Origin of the sequence: Sphingobium sp. B1D7B, from assembly GCF_025961965.1 — a bacterium.
Taxonomy (GTDB): Bacteria; Pseudomonadota; Alphaproteobacteria; order Sphingomonadales; family Sphingomonadaceae; genus Sphingobium.
In genome coordinates, this window is record NZ_JAOQOR010000001.1 from 1,425,253 (window position 1) to 1,443,278 (window position 18,026).

Consider the following 18,026-nt stretch of genomic DNA (forward strand, 5'->3'; position numbering starts at 1 on the left):
GCAAATCTTAGCGCGAGCAAGCGCGTGGCTGGTGCGATGGGTCGTCAGGCGTCGGCCTTCACCAGATCCGCGCCCTTCTCGCCAATCATGATCACGGTCGCATTGGTGTTGGCGCCGGGCACAGTCGGCATGATCGACGCGTCGATGACGCGCAGGCCGGTGACGCCCTTCACGCGCAGCGCGGGGTCGACCACGGCATCGGGCCCCGTGCCCATGGTGCAGGAGCCGACGGCGTGCTGGCCGATCTCGACCACCTGGCGCACCCAGTCTTCCATCTCGTCGTCGCTCTGCACCTGCTCGCCCGGCAGCAGTTCGGTGCCGGTGAGCGCGGCTTGCGGTGCGGTGCGGTAGATGCGGCGGGCCTCGCGGATGCCGCGGATCATGGTCTGCATGTCCCAGCGGTCATCCATCAGGTTGAGGGTGATGGCGGGGCGGTCGTTCGGGTCGGTGGAGCGCAGCGTCATCCAGCCGCGGCTGCGCTGGTTGAGCACCACCACGCCGCAGGCCAGCTTGTGCGGTGGTGCGGGGCGGAAAGGCGGCATCCAGAGCCGCGCGCCGAAGGTCACGGGATTGCACATCAGCTGGATGTCCGGCTGCGCCAGCGCCGGATCGGTGCGCAGGATGACATTGCAGCTGTTGAGCTGTGTCGCGAACTTGCCGGTGCCGAGCATCAGCCACTGGACAAAATGGCGCGCGGCCCGGTCGAGCCGCAGTTCCTTGACGAAGGTGACCGGCTTGGTCGCCGCGAATTCCATCATGCAGCAGGGATGCTCGGAGATGTTGCGGCCGACGCCGGGCACATCGGCCTTCACCGCAATGCCCAGCTCGGCAAGCTGTGCGGCCGGCCCCACGCCGGAGAGCAGGAGCAGTTGCGGGCTGTTATAGACGCCGCCGCTCAGAATGACCTCGCGGCGCGCGCGCACCTGGCGGGTCTGGCCGTCCACCGAATATTCGATGCCGACCGCGCGATTGCCGTCGAACAGGATGCGGTGGGCGAGCGCCTTCAGCCGCACATCCAGGTTCTGGCGGCCAAGGGCAGGGCGGATATAGGCCGCTGCCGCGCTCGCCCGCCGCCCGCGCTTGTCGATGGTGACCTCGCCCAGTGCGGGGCCTTCCGCATCCGCGCCATTGATGTCGTCGGTCGCCGGATAGCCGGCCGCCAGCGTCGCCTGCCGCAGGGGCTCGTGGAGGAGATGCCCGGTCTGGATCGGCGCGACGTGCAGCGGGCCGCCCACGCCATGATAGGCGCTTTCGCCCCGCCAGCTATCCTCCATGCGCCGGAAATAGGGCAGCACATCGTCATAGCTCCAGCCGCGCGCGCCCATTTGCGCCCAGGTGTCGAAATCATTGGGGTGGCCGCGCATGTAGAACATGCCGTTGATCGAGGATGAGCCGCCGAGCACCTTGCCGCGCGGAATCCAGATCCGCCGGCCATTCAAATGCGGCTCCGGCTCGCCCATGTCGCCCCAGCTCAATTTGGGATCGGCGATGGTCTTAAGGAAGGCGAGCGGCATGGCGATGTCCAGCCGCTTATCGCTGCCGCCCGCCTCCAGCAGCAGAACCGACGTGCCGGGGTTTTCGCTCAGCCGCGATGCGACGACGCACCCGGCCGATCCAGCGCCCACCACGATATAGTCGAATTCATCCATCTCGTTCGGTCCGCCTGCCTGAAAAGCTGTTTCAATCCTGCCTGTCGTACAGCAGCCCCTTGAGCGGGGGCGGCAGCGGTCGACCTTCCCGCGCGCCCGTCTGCCCCGCAAAGCCCGCGAGGATCGGGCCGGACCAGTCGCGGATCGTGCGTTGCGCCATGCGCCACACGCCATCCTCCTGCCGGAAGATGTCCTCATAATAGCCCATCACATGCAGGGCGTGCGGGCCGTCGCCCTGGCGCAGGGCCACGGCGCCATAAGAGATCGCCCGCGCGCCGCCCTCACAGGGCGTGACGATGATGTTGGTGACGTGATGCTGCCGCCCCGCCGAAGCGGGCTGATCGCGAATGAAGGTCGCGAAATGGCGGATGGCGTCGGCGCCCTGCCAGCGCAGCGCCGTCTCGAACGCATCCCAGATCAGCAGCCCGTCGCGGGTGAAGCAGCCCACGAAAGCCTCGACATTGCCGGTATCCAGTGCCCAGGCATAATGGGCGATGGCATCGCGGATGCCGAACTGATCGTCGGCGGAAAGGCGGGTGGTCATGCGTCAGGTCACCGCATAATAATCGAAGAAGGTCGAATTGCCCCGCCGCTCGGCAATGCCGACGAAGACAGTGCGGTTGAGCCAGGCGTGCCGCCCTTCCGGCGCCTCGAAGCGCGGCGTGATGCGGCAATAATTGTCCTGCGGGTCGACATGCTCGCCCGCCTCGATCCGCGCCGTCATCTCCGGATTGGCATAGGCGATGCCGCGATTGTGGATGTAGATCATGGCGCCGTCATCGGCCTCCAGCATGTAATGTGCCTCGAATTCGACAAGGCCGCTGGACCAGAGCCGGGGCCAGTCCCCGCCGGAATAGGGCACGACATGGCCGGAAAGGCGCGGGCCGCTCACCACCCCGCCGGCGAGCGCGACAAAGCCGCGCGTAAAGCTTTGCAGGGCCGGCTGGAACCGCGTGCGCGGCCCTTCGCCAAAATCGAGACGAACATGGAAAGCCAGGTCGAGCGCCGGAACGTGCACATCATCCTCCCCCGCGAGCGTTCGTGCCGCTCGTCAGATTGATTTTGTCTGCACGCTTGTGCCGGAACCCGCCTGCGAATGCCAAGGCAAAAAAGCGGGAGCCGCGCGTTCGGTTATCGCCGCAGTTTCAGAAACCAGCCGATGTTGAAGCGCCAGCCGTCCCCGGCGTTGGGAAAGGGCGCCTCGATGACGCGCGCGGCTTCCAGCGAGAGCGAGGCGCGGGTGGTATAGTTGAGGCGCAGCCCACCGCCGGCCGAGGCCATGGAATAGCTGGCTGCCGGGAGGCCGGTGCGGGCGTTGAGACGCACGCGGGCACCATCGACAAAGCCGTAGACTTCCGACCCTTGCAGGCGCGTGGGCAGTTTGGGACGCAGGGCCAGTTCGAACAGGCCGGCCATGCCCTTGTCGCCGCTCAGCAGCGCCGTCTCGAACGCGCGGCCGATCTCCGGCCCGCCTACCGAGAAGCGCTCGTTGCCGCCCAGCCGGTCGCCGCTATACTGGCCGCTCAGCCGCAGCCGGCCGACGAGGCGCTTGCCGATCATCCGATCATAATTGGCGCGCCCAACGATCTTGGTGAAGTCGATATCGGTAAAGCCCGGCACACCGCGCGCGCCGAGCATATCGAGGCCTCGGCTGCCGGTGAGGGCAAGGCTTAAAGCGCTCTTGTCCGCCACGATCGAGTAGCCGGCGGCCGCGCGCACGGCCCGGATGCGGTCGGAGGAAATCACCGATCCGAGATAGGCCGCATCGCTGTTCAGCCCGTCGATGCCGGCGCTGACGGTGAGATTGCGTTTATATCCGCGAATGACCGGGTAGGAGAGGCTGAGCCCGAGCGTCTGCGCCTCGCCGACGATCGCGGGCGCCTGCAGCCGCGTATCCAGCCAGGAGGCCGAGAGGCCGAGAGTGAGGCCGTCCGTGCCGAGCGGCGTCTGGTGGCTGAACCCGGCATAGCGATAGCGCTTCAAATCGGCGGCGCTGAGCAGGGTCAGCTCGCTGCGGTCGCCATCGCGCAGCAGGCTGTAGAATTTGGCCGATGCGCGCCACTGGCCGCTGCCCAGCCCGCTCTGGGTGCGGTTATCGAAGCCGAAGGAGAAATCGCTATACTCCCGCTCCGGCGTAATCGCGAGGCGAACGCCGCCGGCCTGCGCGCCGCGCAACATATTGGCGTCGATCTTCGCCCCGGGAATGTCGCGCATCAGCGAGAGGCTGCGTTCCAGCGTGCGGCGGCTGAGCGGGTGCTCGCGGGCCAGCGGCGCTGCATAGGCCTGGATGAGCGGGGAGGCGCCCTTAGGATAAGCGATATCCTCGATAAACCCTTCGGCCAGCAGCACGCGGACATGGCCCTCGGCCAGATCCTGCTGCGGAATGGCGACCGTATAGAGCGCGATGCCGGTCTTGGCATAGGCATCGGAAATCCTCTTGGCGAGGGCGCCCAGAGTCTCACGCGTGGCCGGCTGGCCGATGAAGGCCCGGGCGGCCTCTGCAACGGGCGCCGGGGCATCGACGCCGGAAAAAGTTACGCTGCGGATCGGCGCGGCGGTGGCCTGCGCCTCGACGTCCACCCGGCCTGTCGGATCATCCGCAGGCGGCCGCTCCTGTGCGGGCAGCACCGGGGCGGGGCCGGGCTGGCTTTGATCGATGAGGGGCGGTGTCAGGCCGCTGCCCGTGGGTTGGGCGATGGCGATCAGCGCAATGGCTGCAGGCAGGAGCGCGACCATATGGACCTTTCGGAATGGGAGCGGTGAGTGCGCGGCGGGTTTGAGACCGCCCGCCGCGCACCGGAAGGAACGTTGCGCCGAGGTTGGCGACTTGAGGCGGGGTGGCTGTTTAGCGGCCCAGCCCCAGAGAAGTGCCGACCGTGTTCAGCGTGCCGGTTACCGGCGCCAGCAAGCCGCCATTGGTCGTCGTACCGGTCCCTGCGCCTGCACCGGCTTCGACGCTGCCGCCAACGCCTAGCGCACCGCCGACCGAGCCGACCGTGGCACCGACCGTGCCGAGCACGCCGCCATTTACGTCGCCGCCCGTGGCCGTTCCGCCGCCAAGCACGCCGCCGCCTGAGACGTCACCGCCCACGCCCACGGCGCCGCCGACAGACCCGACGGTCGAACTCACCGCGCCAAGCACGCCACCCACGGCCCCCGTGCCACCGCCGGGCAGGGACGCGCCGTTCGGCAGCACATTGGCGTTGACCAGCGCCGGATCGCCGCTCCCCAGCAGCTGATTGCCGCCGAGCGCGACATTGAGCAGATTGTCGGAAATGCCGCCGGTGGGCGCCGTAATGTTGGTCACGCGCACATCGGCGACGCCGTTGACCGTGGCCAGCGCGGTATTGCCTGCGTTCAGCACGCCGGCGGATGCGAGCGTGCCCGTCGGCTGGGTGTCCCCAAGCACGCCAACGCCGATCGCGCCCGATGTGCCATCAAGACCGTTGGTTACGGTGCGACCGCCAACGTCAATGGACACGACATCGCCGACCACGCCTTGCGCCCCCTGCAGCAGCAGCGTGCGGCCTTCGCCGGCATCGACCAGCACCGTCCCGGTATCCTGCAGCACCCGCGTGATCGTGCCGGTCACGGGCTGTGTGACAGGCAAGGCAGCGGCGATGGGAGTGGTCACGCCTTGCTGGCCATCCGCGACGCCGAGCACGGCATTGCCGGCCGTCGCCAGAACCGGGGAGACCTGCGTGACGACGCCCCCAGCCAGACCGCCACCGGTGCTGCCGCCACCATCGGCCGATCCGCCGCCGCCGGTATTCCCGCCGCCAGTGTTTCCACCGCCCGTGTTCCCGCCGCCCGTGTCAGTTCCGCCGCCGCCATTGTTGCTGCCGCCATCGCTGCCGCCACCCGACCCGGGCGCCGGCGAGCCGACATTGGCATAGCGAGAATAACCGCTGGTCTCGCAGGCGCTCAGCAGCATGGCCAGCGCGGAGCAGGCAGCTATGGCGGGCATGGCCCGGCATAGTCGTGACGTTCTGTTGGATCGGAATGTCGTCGTGGAAAGAACCTGAGCCATTGCGTCATCTCCTGTCAGGCTTGCAGCCGGGCTGGAGACGGAGCTATCCGATGGCAGGCCCACGTAGCGCGGAGCGGTGTGGAGCGATCATAGCCAGAGCAAGGCGTAGACACGCACACACAGCTCCGACCTCGGCTCCTTCGGCAACCCCGCTACCTTGAACCCAAGGCCGGAAGCTTTGCGTCACGGCGTCACCACCGCTTTGCCATTATCGGGATCGGAGTGATCCTGCGCTTGAAATGTCAAGCGCTGGAAAAGGTTCATGGAAAAGAGTCTGAACTTAACTTTTATCATGCCTACCGGGGAGGGCGCCGCGCGGTGGGGACCGTCCTGGCTCCCTTCGTCGCACCGGACTCGACAAGCCCGTCGAGGAATTCTATACCGCCCGATATGGAACAGACCGCCATCAGGGGTCGGCCCCGCGAATTTTGCTGCGAGCAGGCGCTTGCGGCCGCTTTGCGTGTGTTCTGGACAAAGGGTTATGAGGGCGCGTCGCTCAGCGAACTGACGGACGCGATGGGGATCACCCGCCCGAGTCTCTACGCCGCGTTCGGCAACAAGGAGGCCTTGTTCCGCCAGGCGCTCGATCTCTACGAGCGGGAAAAGCTGGCCTATATCGGTCCGGCGCTGGATATGCCCACCGCGCGCGGCGTGGCGCAGCATCTGCTCGATGGCGCACTCTCCACGATTGCCGGCAATGGCCAGCCCACCGGCTGCCTCAGCGTGATCAGCGTCACCGCCTGTGGCGCGGAAGCGCAGTCGATCCGTGAGGAAGTGCTCAAGCGCGGCGAGACCGTGAAGCGGGCACTGGTGGCCCGGATGCAGCGCGCCATCGATGAGGGCGAATTTGTCGGGCCCGCCGATGCGGAAGCGATCACGAAGTATCTCATCGCCGTTTTGCAGGGCATGGCGGTTTTGGCCGGCTCCGGCACCACGCGCGAGGAGCTGGAGCGCGTTGCCGAGACGACTATGGGGATGTGGCCTAGCCGCTGAAGCGTCCCGGGACCCAAGACCGATTTTGCGCGCTGCAAAATAAAATATCGGTCGGTACAAAAAACGGGTTGACGCCTGAACATCCGATTAATATACCAGTCAGTACAGAAGGCGTGGGAGTGCGTGCGGCTTGGCCGGGCGCGGTCTGCTTGCCCGACTTGATTTGACAGCAATTCATAGGTTCTGGTTTCGGGACGGACGCGCCGGTCGCGCACCGTCTTTCCCGGATCGATCCCTGGCATCCGCGATGCGCGCGCCCGGCAGCACTGGCTGTCCGGGGCTGCCCCGTCGTGCCTGCCGGGGAAGCAGGAGGAGACACGGTGATGGCATATCTGGATCTGAGAGATGGCGGGGCACGGGCGATGGTCCCGGGTGTCACTGCATCGGAGGCTGCAAGCCTTCAGGTGCAGGATGGCCACCTCCTTCCGGTCGAGTGGACGATTGTCCGCCTTGCGCGGGAAGACGGGCTGTCTTCCCTCCGCGAGGAGAGCCGCCTGGGCCGCCTGCTGCGCCTCGTCTTCGGCTTCCGCCGGGCCATGCCGCTGGCGAGCGCGCGCCTCGAAGCGCTGCGGCGCATCGCGGTGCTGAGCTGGCACCATGGCTACAACATCGCCCCATCCGAGCTCGGTCGCTTTTACGAGGCCGGCTACACGACCCATCAATATGAGACGCTGCTCCGCCACATCGGCGCCCTGCGTCTGTCGATCAAGCGGAGGAACCGCGCATGAACATGCTCAAGAAACTCAGCCCGGCGGAAGCCACGCCCATCGAGGCCGGCGCCACGCGGCGCCGCTCGCTGACCCGCGCCGCCTGGGTGGCGCTGCCGGTGCTCGCCATTGCCGGGGGCTATGCGCTGATGCGCCCGTCACCCCCGGCCCAGGCCGCGATGGCGGCACCCACCGTCACCGTTTCTGCGCCGCTCGCGCGCGAGATCATGCTGTGGGACGATTATGTCGGCCGGTTCGAGCCGAGCCGCGCGGTCGAGGTGCGTCCGCGCATTTCCGGCCAGATCACGGCCGTGCATTTCACGGACGGGCAGATGGTCCGCGCCGGTCAGCCGCTCTTCACCATCGATCCGCGCCCCTTCCAGGCCGCGCTGGCCGAGGCGCGTGCCGGCGTTGCGACTGCGCAGAGCGATCTCGCGCTGGCCCGCAGCGATCTTGAGCGCGCCGAACGGCTGGTGGCGGTAGAAGCCGTTTCCAAGAGCGAAGTCGATCGGCTGCGCGCCCGCGTTTCGGCAGCATCGGCTGCGCTGGCCGGTGCGCAGGCCCGCGCCCGCAGCCGCGCGCTGGACCTAGAGTTCACCACCGTACGCGCGCCCATTGGCGGCCGCATCTCGGATCGGCGGATCGACCCCGGCAACCTCGCCTCATCGGGAGAGGGCGCATCCGGCACGTTGCTCACCACCATCAACGCGCTCGATCCGATCTACTTCACCTTCGAGGGGTCGGAGGCGCTGTTCCTCAAGACTAAGCGCGATGCCGATGCCGATGCCACCCCGGTCGAGATCAAGCTGCAGGACGAGAATGCCTATCGCTGGAAGGGCAAGCTCGATTTCACCGACAATGGCCTCGATCCGCGCTCGGGCACCATCCGCGCCCGCGCCGTGCTGCCCAATCCCGATCTGTTCCTGACGCCGGGCATGTTCGGCAACATGCGCCTCTCCACCGGGGCGCCGACGCGCGCGCTGCTGGTGCCGGATACGGCCGTGCAGACCGATCAGGCGCGCAAGACGCTGCTGGTTGTCGGCAAGGATGGCACCGTCGCCGCCAAGCCGATCGAGCTTGGGCCGGTTGTTGATGGCCTGCGCGTCGTGCGGGCCGGGCTCGATCCCGCCGATCAGGTGGTGATCGTTGGCACCCAGCTCGCCATGCCCGGCGGCAAGGTGCAGGTCCGCAAAGGCCGCATTGCGCCCGAGACCCAGCCCGCGACGCCTGCCGCCGCCACCGCGCTGATGTCCGGCCAGGCCACGTTTACGCGCTAGGTCATGATCGGCTTCGCCTGAAGCCGATCCTGATCCGGTCCCTTTTGCTTTCCGCATGTCCGAGCCGTCAGGTGAAGCCGCCTGACCCGGACATGCTCTGAGCGCTGCCCCGAGGAGAGCTCCTCATGCGTCTGTCCCGTTTCTTCATAGACCGGCCGATCTTCGCGGCCGTCATCGCCGTCATCGTCACGATCATCGGCGCGATCAGCTATTTCTTCCTGCCCGTTTCGCAATATCCCGAGGTGGTGCCGCCGACGGTGACCGTCTCGGCCATGTATCCCGGCGCCTCTGCCGAGACCGTGGCGGAAACCGTCGCCAGCCCGATCGAGCAGGAGATCAACGGCGTCGAGAACATGCTCTATCTCTCGTCGCAATCGACGGGGGACGGGCGCGTGGTCGTCACCGTCACCTTCAAGCAGGGCACGGACCTCGATGAGGCGCAGGTTCTGGTGCAGAACCGCGTCGCCATTGCCGAGCCGCGCCTGCCGCAGGAGGTGCAGCGCCTCGGCATCGTTACCAAGAAGACCTCGCCGGACTTCCTGCTGGTGGTGAACCTCATTTCGCCTGATGGCTCGCTCAATCGCGAGTATATTTCCAATTACGCACAGACCCGCATCAAGGACCGGCTGGCCCGCATCGAGGGCGTGGGCGACGTGCAGCTGTTCGGCTCGCGCGATCTCTCCATGCGCGTGTGGATCGATCCGCGCCGTGCGGCGGCGCTGGGTCTGACGGCCGGCGACATCGTCTCCGCGTTGCGCCAGCAGAATGTGCAGGTCGCGGCCGGCACGCTTGGCCAGCCCCCCTCGGGCGGATCGGCCTTCCAGCTCAATGTCGAGACGCAGGGTCGCTTCACCGATCCGCAGCAGTTCGCCAATGTCGTCATCCGCACCGACGATCAGGGCCGGCAGGTCCGCGTCTCCGATGTCGCCCGTGTCGAACTGGGCGCCGAGGATTACGGCACGTCGGCCTATCTCGGCGACAAGGACAGCGTCATCATCCCCGTCTTCCAGATGCCGGGATCGAACGCGCTGGCCGCTGCCGAGGCGATCAAGGCCGAGATGAACGTCCTGGCCAAGGACTTCCCGCAGGGCCTTGAATATCGCATCGTCTACAACCCCACCGAGTTCATCCAGAAGTCCATCGACGAGGTCGTGAAGACGCTGGTCGAGGCGGTGATCCTCGTCGTGCTCGTCATCATCGTCTTCCTGCAGAAATGGCGGGCGGCGCTGATCCCGGTGCTGGCGATCCCGGTCTCGCTCATCGGTACCTTCGCGGTGCTGGCGGGCATGGGCTATTCGATCAACAACCTCTCGCTGTTCGGCCTCGTGCTCGCCATCGGCATCGTCGTCGATGACGCCATCGTCGTGGTCGAGAACGTCGAGCGCAATCTGGAAAACGGGATGACCCCGCTCCAGGCGGCGCGCACCTCCATGGATGAGGTGGGCGGGGCGCTGATTGCCATCGTGCTGGTGCTGTGCGCCGTGTTCGTGCCGACCTTGTTCATCGGCGGCATGTCCGGCGCCTTCTACCAGCAGTTCGCAATCACCATCTCGGCCGCGACGATCATCTCGCTGGTCCTCTCGCTCACTTTGTCGCCCGCCTTCGCGGCGCTGCTGCTGCGGCACCGCCATGCCCTGCCGGAGGGCGCGCCGCGCTGGCGCCAGCTCACCGAGCGGGCAGGCGATGCGTTCAATCGCGGGTTCGACCGGTTCAGTGCCCGCTATGCGACCCTGACCGCGCGGCTGGTCCGCCAACCCAAGAAGATCATGGCGGCTTATGTCGGGCTGATCGCGGTGACCGTCGCTGCGCTGGTCTACACGCCGTCGGGCTTCATCCCGGCGCAGGACCAGGGCTATTTCTTCACGATCATCCAGCTGCCGCCGGGCTCTTCCACCGCGCGCACCGATGCGGCGATGAAGAAGGTCGCTGAGCGGATGCTGCCCATTCCGGGCATCACCAACGCCGTCATGCTCTCGGGCTTCGACGGCGCCTCGGAGACACGCAACGCCAGCTCGTCGGCGGCCTATTGGGTGCTCGATGATTTCGACGAGCGCGCCGCCAAGGGCCAGACCATCGACAAGCTGATGGAGGAAGCGCGCAAGGCGACCGCCGACATCAGCGAGGCACGTCTGATGATCGTCAAGCCGCCGCTCATCCGCGGCATTGGCTCGGCGGGCGGCTTCCGCCTGATGGTGCAGGATCGCGAGGGCGCGGGCTACAAGGCGCTCGAGCAGGCGGCCTACAGCGTCATCGGCCCAGCCAACCAGACACCCGGACTCTCGTTCGTCTACACCTTCTTCGACACCGCGACGCCGCGCATCTTCGCGGATATCGACCGCGAGAAGGCGCAGATGCTCGGCGTACCGCCGGAACGGGTGTTCGAGACGCTGCAGATCTATCTGGGCTCGGCCTTCGTCAATGACTTCAACCTGCTTGGCCGCACCTATCGGGTGACCGCGCAGGCGGACGAAGCCTTCCGGCGCACCACGGCGGACATCGCCAGCCTGCAGACGCGCTCGGACTATAACCAGATGGTACCGATCGGCTCGATCGCCACCTTCCGGGACACCACCGGGCCCTATCGCGTGCAGCGCTACAATCTGGCGCCCGCTGTCGCCATCGATGGCGATACCGCGCCCGGCGCATCCTCGGGTCAGGCGCTGGATGCCATGGAGCAACTCGCCAATGCCAATCTGCCGCGTGGCTTCAGCCATGAGTGGACCGGCATCGCCTATCAACAGAAGACGGCCGGCAACACCGCAGGTCTCGTCTTCGGTCTGGCCGTGCTGCTCGTCTTTCTGGTGCTGGCGGCGCAATATGAGAGCCTTGTCATGCCGCTCGCGATCATCCTGATCGTGCCGATGTCGGTGCTGGCGGCTCTGGTGGGCGTCAACCTGCGCGGCATGGACAATAACGTCCTGACGCAGATCGGCATGATCGTGCTCGTGGCGCTGGCTGCCAAGAATGCGATCCTCATCGTCGAGTTTGCCCGGCAGGGCGAGCAGAACGGCATGACCACGCTGGATGCCGCCGTCCACGCGGCCGGGCAGCGCCTGCGGCCGATCCTGATGACCAGCTTTGCGTTCATTCTGGGTGCGGTGCCGCTGGTGCTGGCCACCGGAGCAGGCGCGGAGCTGCGGCAGGCTCTGGGCACGGCGGTGTTCTTCGGCATGGCCGGCGTCACCATCTTCGGCCTCATTTTCACCCCGACTTTCTACGTCGTGAGCCGCGCGCTCGGCGACCGGATCGCACGCCTGCGCGGGCGGTCCGGCGGCGATGTCGTGCCGGCCCCCGCCGAGTGAGTGAGGAGGACCCTATCATGACTGCTCATCGCATCTTCGCACCTCTTGTTTCCGCGCTGGCGCTTTCAGCGTGCGCGGTGGGGCCGGACTACGTCGCCCCCACGCCCCCCTCGGCGTCCTCCGGCCCCTTTCTTTCCGCCGCGTCCCCGGCCTTTGCGCCGGCCCAGGTCCAGGCGGACTGGTGGCGGCTCTACAATGACCCCGTGCTGGACGGGCTGGTCACCGACGCGCTCGCCGCCAATACGGATGTGCGCATCGCGCTCGCCCGGCTGGAAAAGGCCCGCGCCGGGCTGCGCGGTGCCCGGGCGGATCGGCTGCCGCGCACCGATCTTTCGGCCAGTGGCGATTATGGCCGCCTGCCCGCGAGCCAGCGCGCGCCGGGAGCGCCGCGTGAGGATTGGGCGCTCGATGCCGGACTGTCGGTCTCCTATGAGGTCGATCTGTTCGGGCGGGTGAGCCGGGGCGTCGAAGCCGCGCGCGGCGATGCCGATGCAGCCGCCGCCGATGCCGACGCCGTGCGCGTCGCGGTCGTCGCCGATACCACGCGGGCTTATGCCGATGCCGCCTCGGGCGCGGCGCAACTGGCGGTCAATCGCGAGATCGTCGGCCTGCTCGACCGGTTGCTGGACCTGACCGGCAAGCGGCGCGAGGCAGGGCTTGCGACCACGCTCGATGTCTCGCGGATCGCCGCCTTGCGCGACCAGCGCGCCGCCGACATTCCGCTCATCGAGGCGCAGCGTCAGGCCGCGCTCTTCCGCCTCGCCACGCTCACCGGCCGGACCCCGGACGCCTTGCCCGAGATTGCCGGCCAGCGCAGCATCGGGCTGGAAATCCGGCAGGCCATTCCAGTCGGCGATGGGGCCACCTTGCTTTCCCGCCGCCCGGATGTGCGCGCGGCCGAGCGTCGTCTCGCTGCCGATACCGCGCGCATCGGTGTCGCCACGGCGGACCTTTATCCGCGTATCAGCCTGGGCGGTTCGGGCGGGTCGACTGGCAATGATATCGGCGCGATGTTCGGCGGTGGCCCGCTGCGCTGGCTGCTGGGTGGCCTTATCAGCTGGTCCTTCCCCAATCAGGAGGCCGCCCGCGCGCGCATCGCCGGCGCACGGGCGGACAGCGATGCCGCGCTCGCCGCCTTCGACGGCGCAGTGCTCAACGCGCTGGAGGAAACCGAGACGGCGCTCTCGACCTACGGCCACGCGCTGGAGCGCCGCCAACGCCTGCAGGCTGCCCGCGATTCCGCCGGCGCCGCCGCGCGCATCACCCGTGCCCAGCAGCGCGAGGGCGCCATCGACTCCCTCCAACTGCTCGACACCGAGCGCACCTTTGCAGAGGCAGAAGCCGCGCTCGCCGCGCAGGATGCCGAGGTCGCGCGCGCGCAGATCGATGTGTTCCGGGCGCTGGGCGGGAGCTGGGCGAGCTGAGCGTGGGGGCGCCATCGTTTGAAACGGAAGGACCGGCGATGCCTCTGCACCGCCGGTCCATCTCTTGGGAGACGTGGTGACCGGCGACGACGAAGCGCCGCGCTCACCTGTGCTTTCCTCGCTTAAAAGTCGTACCGGACCCGCACGCCATATTCGCGCGGAGCGCCGTAGAACTCATTGTCGCCGAACTGGCCGGAGACATAGGTTTCGTCGGTCAGGTTAGTGCCATAGGCTTCGACCAGCAGATCACCCTTCTGCACGCCAAGCCGGGCGCCGAGCAGTCCCCGTGAGGGCAGCCGGTCGCTGATCGGCGAGTAGCCGATATATGTCCATTGCGGGCCGACATAGGCGTAGCTCACGCTTGGCGTGATCTTCACATCGCCCACCCACAGGTCGTAGCGCGCACCCAGATTATAGGTCCATTTGGGTGAGTAGAGATTGGAGCCGCCGCCCGTGGTGCGCAGAAACGGGGTATAGTCGATGCAGGTCGGCGGATTGGATGCCTGGCCTGTTGGGCACTGCACGGCCGGGGTTACGCCCGGGAATGCGCGGGCGTAAGCGCGCGTGTCCACGAAGGTCACGTCGCCCAGCTCGGAATCCACAAAGGCCACGCCCGCATCGAAGGTGAAGCCGGAGACCCGCGCCTGCACCTGCGCCTCAATGCCCTTCACCTTGGCATCGGTGAGGTTGGTCACTGCCGTCTGTCCGGTTGCCGGGTCGAGAGCGTCGAACTGGAAGTCGTTATAGTCATAATAGAAGGCGCCGAGCTGGGTGCGAACCGCGCCGCCCAGCATCGTCGCTTTCCAGCCGATTTCATAATCGATCACCGTTTCCGGATCGAACTCGGAGACCAGCGAGTTAGAACCGCCCGGTTTGTAACCACGCGCGACGAAGGCATAGAACAGGTTGTTCTCGTCCGGTGTCCAGTTAAGCGAGACCTTGCCAGTCATGCGTCCGTCCTTATGATCGCCGCTCAGATCCGCCACCTGCAAGCCGTTTGGCGGGAAGGTGGGGATGCCCCGACCGATCGAGACGCTGCCGCCGCCGGTCACCGAGAAGTGCGAGTAGCGCGCGCCCACGTCCAGCGCGAGTTGCGGCGTGATCTTGTACGTCACCTGGCCGAAGACGCCGGTGGTGGTCTTGTCATTGTCGATCAGAATGTCCGTCGGGAAGCCGTCCGAGCGGTTCTCGATGATCACATCGATCCGGTTGCGTTGATAATAGCCGCCGACGATCCACGAAAGATCCTGATCGGTCGGCGAGATGATGTTGAACTCCTGCGTCCACACCCGCTCGCGCACGAACTGTTGCTGCGTCGAAACCGCGAGGCGCGCCGAATCCGCTAGGCTATAGCGCGCGGCATTGGTCGCATCGCTGTCGTAGAGGTTAAAGATACGCTTGTTCTGGTAGCCGCTGAGCGAGCGCAGGGTAATGCCCGATCCCAGCTCGTAGCGCAGTTCCAGCGAGGCCTGGATCGCCTTCTCGTCATTCTGCGTCGGCGTGTCATAGTCGATCAGGCGCGGGTCGCTGGTGCGATAGGCTGCATAGGCGGTGCCGGTAATGGGGCGGTAAGCATAGCCGCCGGTTTCCTTGTCCGCGGCTTCCAGCTTGAACAGCGCCTGGAAGCTTTCGGTCGGCTTCCACAACGCACCGAAGCGGCCGGAAAGCTCATCGAGCCGACCGGCCGAGCTGCCGGCGGAGCCGATGTCGGTGTAGAAGGAATCGCGCGTGCGCCATTTGCCGGCGCCGCGAATGGCCAGCGTGCGCGAGAGCGGCAGGTTGAGCACCGCTTCCACACTGCGCGCGTCATAATTGCCGATCGAGCCCTCGATGGAACCTTCCACGCCCGCAAGACTGGGGTTGCGGGTGTTGATGAAGATCGCGCCACCGGTCGAGTTGGAGCCGACGAAGGTGCCCTGCGGCCCGCGCAGCACTTCCACCGTGGCAATGTCGTAGAAGCTGGAGGTGGTGACGATGGGCGGCTGGAAGATGCCGTCCACATAGGTCGCCACGCCGTTGGCCACTGCGGGCGATCCGCTGGCGAGGCCGATGCCGCGAATGTTGACGTTCTGCGTCAGCCCGGCGTCGGTAACGGAGAGCGAGGGCACGACCGTCTGCAACTCGTCCACCCGGGTGACGCCCTTCTCCACCAGGCCCTGGCCTGAGAGCGCGGTAGCGGCGACGGCAACCTTCTGGAGATTTTCCTCGCGCCGTTGCGCGGTGACGATGATCTCTTCCAGACCCTCGCCTTGCTGCGGGTTTTGCTGCGCCAGTGCTGGTGCCATCGCAACGATGCATGTCGTTGACGAAAGCAACGTCAGCAGTGCTCGGACGGCATAAACCTGTCGATTGGCTTTCATATCCTCCCTCTCCCTTGTCTGTTTCCCGGCCTCCTTTGGCTATTGTGCCTTCAGGTGCGGGCGAGGCTTCTCATTTTCATTTTCAGTCCGCCGACTGCGCCTTTGCCTCATCCATTTTTGGCGGCTTCCATGAGCCTGGCAGAGGATCGCGACGTGCTGTGCTATTGGTCTATGAGGTTTCGTTTGTTTCGGCGACTCCTTTCATTTATATGAAAAAGAAAATAGTCTGCCTGTGGCGCGCGGCCCACAGTTGCCGCTGAGCGAGAATGGGGAGGGGCGTGCAATGGAAATCAACATCGCGGCCACACCCCGACAGTTCCCGGACAGAGTCATTCTGCACGAAATTTGTAATCGATTGCTGATTCGCTGTCACGCATTTACTGTGAGGCGTTTTGTGGAGAGGAGCGGAAGACCGTCATGACCATGCATCGCCTTATGTTTGCGCCGCTTGCGGCCATCCTCGCGCTTCTTCCTCATCAGCTCCGGGCCACCGAGGCCCCGCCGTCGGGCACGACCTCCGCAATGCCCGCCGCGACCATCGCGGACGCCACCGCCCGATGCGCCGCGCTCGGGGCAAGGATGGCGGGTCATTGGCCGGATGCCTCCACCCGCCTGCTCAGCGCGACCTTTAATCCCGCCGGCCCCGCGCCGGTGCCGCCGGGTCCTCCCGGCATGACACCGCCGCCGGTTGAGCTGCCAGCCCATTGCGCCATCGTCGGCGCGACGCGCACGCATACCGGCGTCGATGGCCAGGCCTATGCGATCAGGTTCCATCTGCGCCTGCCGGTGGCATGGAACGGGCGGTTCTTCTTTTCGGGCGGGGGCGGCACCAATGGCGAGCTGGGCGACGCCATTGGCCGGCTGACCGCCGCAGCGCCGGCCCTGGCCCAGGGCTATGCCGTGCTCTCGCAGGATAGCGGGCACGATAATGCGACCAATAGCGATCCCGCCCGCGGCGGCGCGAGCGCCTTCGGTTTCGATCCGCAGGCGCGCGCCGATTATGGCGGCACCTCGCTGCCGGTCGTCACCCATGCGGCCAAGGCGGCGATCCGCCAGTTCTACGGGAGCGACCCCCGCCAGAGCTATTTCGTCGGCTGCTCCAAGGGCGGGCAGGAAGGCATGATGCTCGCCCAGCGCTACCCGGATCTGTTCGACGGGATTGTCGCCGCCGCGCCGGGCTTCTCGCTGCCCAAGGCCGCGATTGCCGAGGCGTGGAATACGCAGGCCTTCGCCTCCGTCGTGCAGGCATCGGGCAAGCCGGTCACGCTCGCCAATCTGCGCGCGAGTTTCAGCATGGGCGATCTCGCGCTGGTCGGGCAGGCCGTGCGCACCGCCTGCGACGCGCTCGACGGCATGACCGATGGCCTGATCGGTGCGGTCGGCCAATGCACCTCTGCCAGGGTGCTGCCGCAGTTGCGCGCCAGCCTGTGCAAGGGCGACAAGGCCGAGGGCTGCCTCTCCCAGCCACAGCTCGATGCGCTGGTGCGCATCCATGAGGGCGCACGGGACAGCAAGGGGGCGCAAATCTATCCCGGTTTCCCTTGGGATGCCGGCTGGGCAGACATGGGCTGGCGCATCTGGATGCTCGGCACGCCCGATGGCAGCGTGCCGCCGATCAATGTCGCCATGGGCCTGCCCTCGCTCGCCGCCGTCTTCATGACGCCGCCGACGCTGGCCGGTGCCACGCCTGACGAATTGCTGGCCTGGGCCATGCGCCTCGACATGGATCGCGCCCGCGCTGGCGTCGAGGCGGTGGTGCCACCGTTCACGCGCTCGGCCTGGCAGGATATCGGCGCGCGCTCCAGCGACCTCGATGCGTTTCGCGCGCGGGGTGGCAAGCTCATCGTGCCCCATGGCATGTCGGACCCGGTCTTCTCGGTGAACGACACGCTGGCTTGGTGGGGCGAGGTCGATGCCCGGTACAAGGGCGCCGCGCGGGACTTCGTGCGCGTCTTCCCGGTGCCCGGCATGGGCCATTGCGCCGGTGGCCCCGCGACGGATCAATATGATGCGTTCGGTGCCCTCGTCGCGTGGGTGGAGCAGGGCAAGCGGCCCGATCAGTTGAGCGCAACCGCTGGGCCGATGTCCGGCCTCAACGGCATCCAGCGCCCTATCTGCGCGGCGCCCGCCATCGCCCGGCGGACGGGCGACACATCGGATCAGTCTGCGGCGCAGATCAGCTGCACGCAGCCCTGAGCACCGACGGTCGCGCTGTCTCCCCCGTCCGGGCGCGGCCGTCGTTGCAAGGGGAGGCGCGACGTCCGGCTGCCAGACCGTCGCGGCG

12 protein-coding genes and 1 riboswitch are annotated in these 18,026 nt (G+C 66.9%); of the genes, 6 read left to right on the forward strand and 6 right to left on the reverse strand.

Features of this window, described 5'->3' with window-relative positions; all coding sequences use genetic code 11:
• Positions 1 to 44: 44 nt before the first annotated feature.
• The 5 genes from M2336_RS06440 to M2336_RS06460 all read right to left on the reverse strand — a co-directional run bounded on the left by M2336_RS06440 (position 45) and on the right by M2336_RS06460 (position 5,679).
• Positions 45 to 1,649 (reverse strand): GMC family oxidoreductase, encoded by a 1,605-nt coding sequence (locus tag M2336_RS06440; protein ID WP_264574365.1) that lies wholly within the window; start codon positions 1,647 to 1,649, stop codon positions 45 to 47.
• 31 nt (positions 1,650 to 1,680) lie between these two features.
• Positions 1,681 to 2,193, reverse strand: coding sequence for a nuclear transport factor 2 family protein (locus M2336_RS06445; RefSeq protein ID WP_264574366.1), 513 nt, complete (start codon positions 2,191 to 2,193; stop codon positions 1,681 to 1,683).
• 3 nt (positions 2,194 to 2,196) lie between these two features.
• Positions 2,197 to 2,667 carry a DUF3237 family protein gene (locus M2336_RS06450; protein ID WP_264574367.1) on the reverse strand — a complete coding sequence of 157 codons (471 nt, stop codon included), beginning with the start codon at positions 2,665 to 2,667 and terminating at the stop codon, positions 2,197 to 2,199.
• A gap of 113 nt (positions 2,668 to 2,780) precedes the next feature.
• The gene (locus tag M2336_RS06455) at positions 2,781 to 4,385 is read right to left on the reverse strand and encodes a ShlB/FhaC/HecB family hemolysin secretion/activation protein (RefSeq protein ID WP_264592725.1); all 1,605 of its coding nucleotides are present in this window, start codon (positions 4,383 to 4,385) and stop codon (positions 2,781 to 2,783) included.
• A gap of 109 nt (positions 4,386 to 4,494) precedes the next feature.
• Positions 4,495 to 5,679: a hypothetical protein gene (locus M2336_RS06460; RefSeq protein ID WP_264592726.1), complete on the reverse strand. Its 1,185-nt coding sequence runs from the start codon at positions 5,677 to 5,679 to the stop codon at positions 4,495 to 4,497.
• 139 nt (positions 5,680 to 5,818) lie between these two features.
• Positions 5,819 to 5,896: riboswitch (cyclic di-GMP riboswitch) on the reverse strand.
• 173 nt (positions 5,897 to 6,069) lie between these two features.
• On the opposite strand from M2336_RS06460, the gene M2336_RS06465 reads away from it, so the two are divergent.
• The 5 genes from M2336_RS06465 (at position 6,070) to M2336_RS06485 (ending at position 13,382) form a co-directional block, all read left to right on the forward strand.
• A complete protein-coding gene (locus tag M2336_RS06465; protein ID WP_264574370.1) occupies positions 6,070 to 6,672 on the forward strand; it encodes a TetR/AcrR family transcriptional regulator in 603 nt (200 codons plus the stop codon).
• Positions 6,673 to 6,995: 323 nt separating this feature from the next.
• Positions 6,996 to 7,400: a hypothetical protein gene (locus tag M2336_RS06470; protein ID WP_181558624.1), complete on the forward strand. Its 405-nt coding sequence runs from the start codon at positions 6,996 to 6,998 to the stop codon at positions 7,398 to 7,400.
• Positions 7,397 to 8,656 carry an efflux RND transporter periplasmic adaptor subunit gene (locus M2336_RS06475; protein WP_413715960.1) on the forward strand — a complete coding sequence of 420 codons (1,260 nt, stop codon included), beginning with the start codon at positions 7,397 to 7,399 and terminating at the stop codon, positions 8,654 to 8,656. The genes M2336_RS06470 and M2336_RS06475 overlap by 4 nt, the downstream gene beginning before the upstream one ends.
• Positions 8,657 to 8,781: 125 nt before the next feature.
• Positions 8,782 to 11,958 (forward strand): efflux RND transporter permease subunit, encoded by a 3,177-nt coding sequence (locus M2336_RS06480; RefSeq protein ID WP_264574371.1) that lies wholly within the window; start codon positions 8,782 to 8,784, stop codon positions 11,956 to 11,958.
• 17 nt (positions 11,959 to 11,975) lie between these two features.
• Positions 11,976 to 13,382 (forward strand): efflux transporter outer membrane subunit, encoded by a 1,407-nt coding sequence (locus tag M2336_RS06485; RefSeq protein ID WP_264574372.1) that lies wholly within the window; start codon positions 11,976 to 11,978, stop codon positions 13,380 to 13,382.
• 122 nt (positions 13,383 to 13,504) lie between these two features.
• On the opposite strand, the gene M2336_RS06490 is transcribed toward M2336_RS06485, so the two are convergent.
• On the reverse strand, positions 13,505 to 15,667 hold the full coding sequence (locus M2336_RS06490; RefSeq protein WP_264574373.1) for a TonB-dependent receptor: 2,163 nt from the start codon (positions 15,665 to 15,667) through the stop codon (positions 13,505 to 13,507).
• Between the two features lie 492 nt (positions 15,668 to 16,159).
• Between M2336_RS06490 and M2336_RS06495 the strand changes: the two genes are divergently transcribed.
• Positions 16,160 to 17,938, forward strand: coding sequence for a tannase/feruloyl esterase family alpha/beta hydrolase (locus M2336_RS06495; protein WP_264574374.1), 1,779 nt, complete (start codon positions 16,160 to 16,162; stop codon positions 17,936 to 17,938).
• Positions 17,939 to 18,026: the final 88 nt, after the last annotated feature.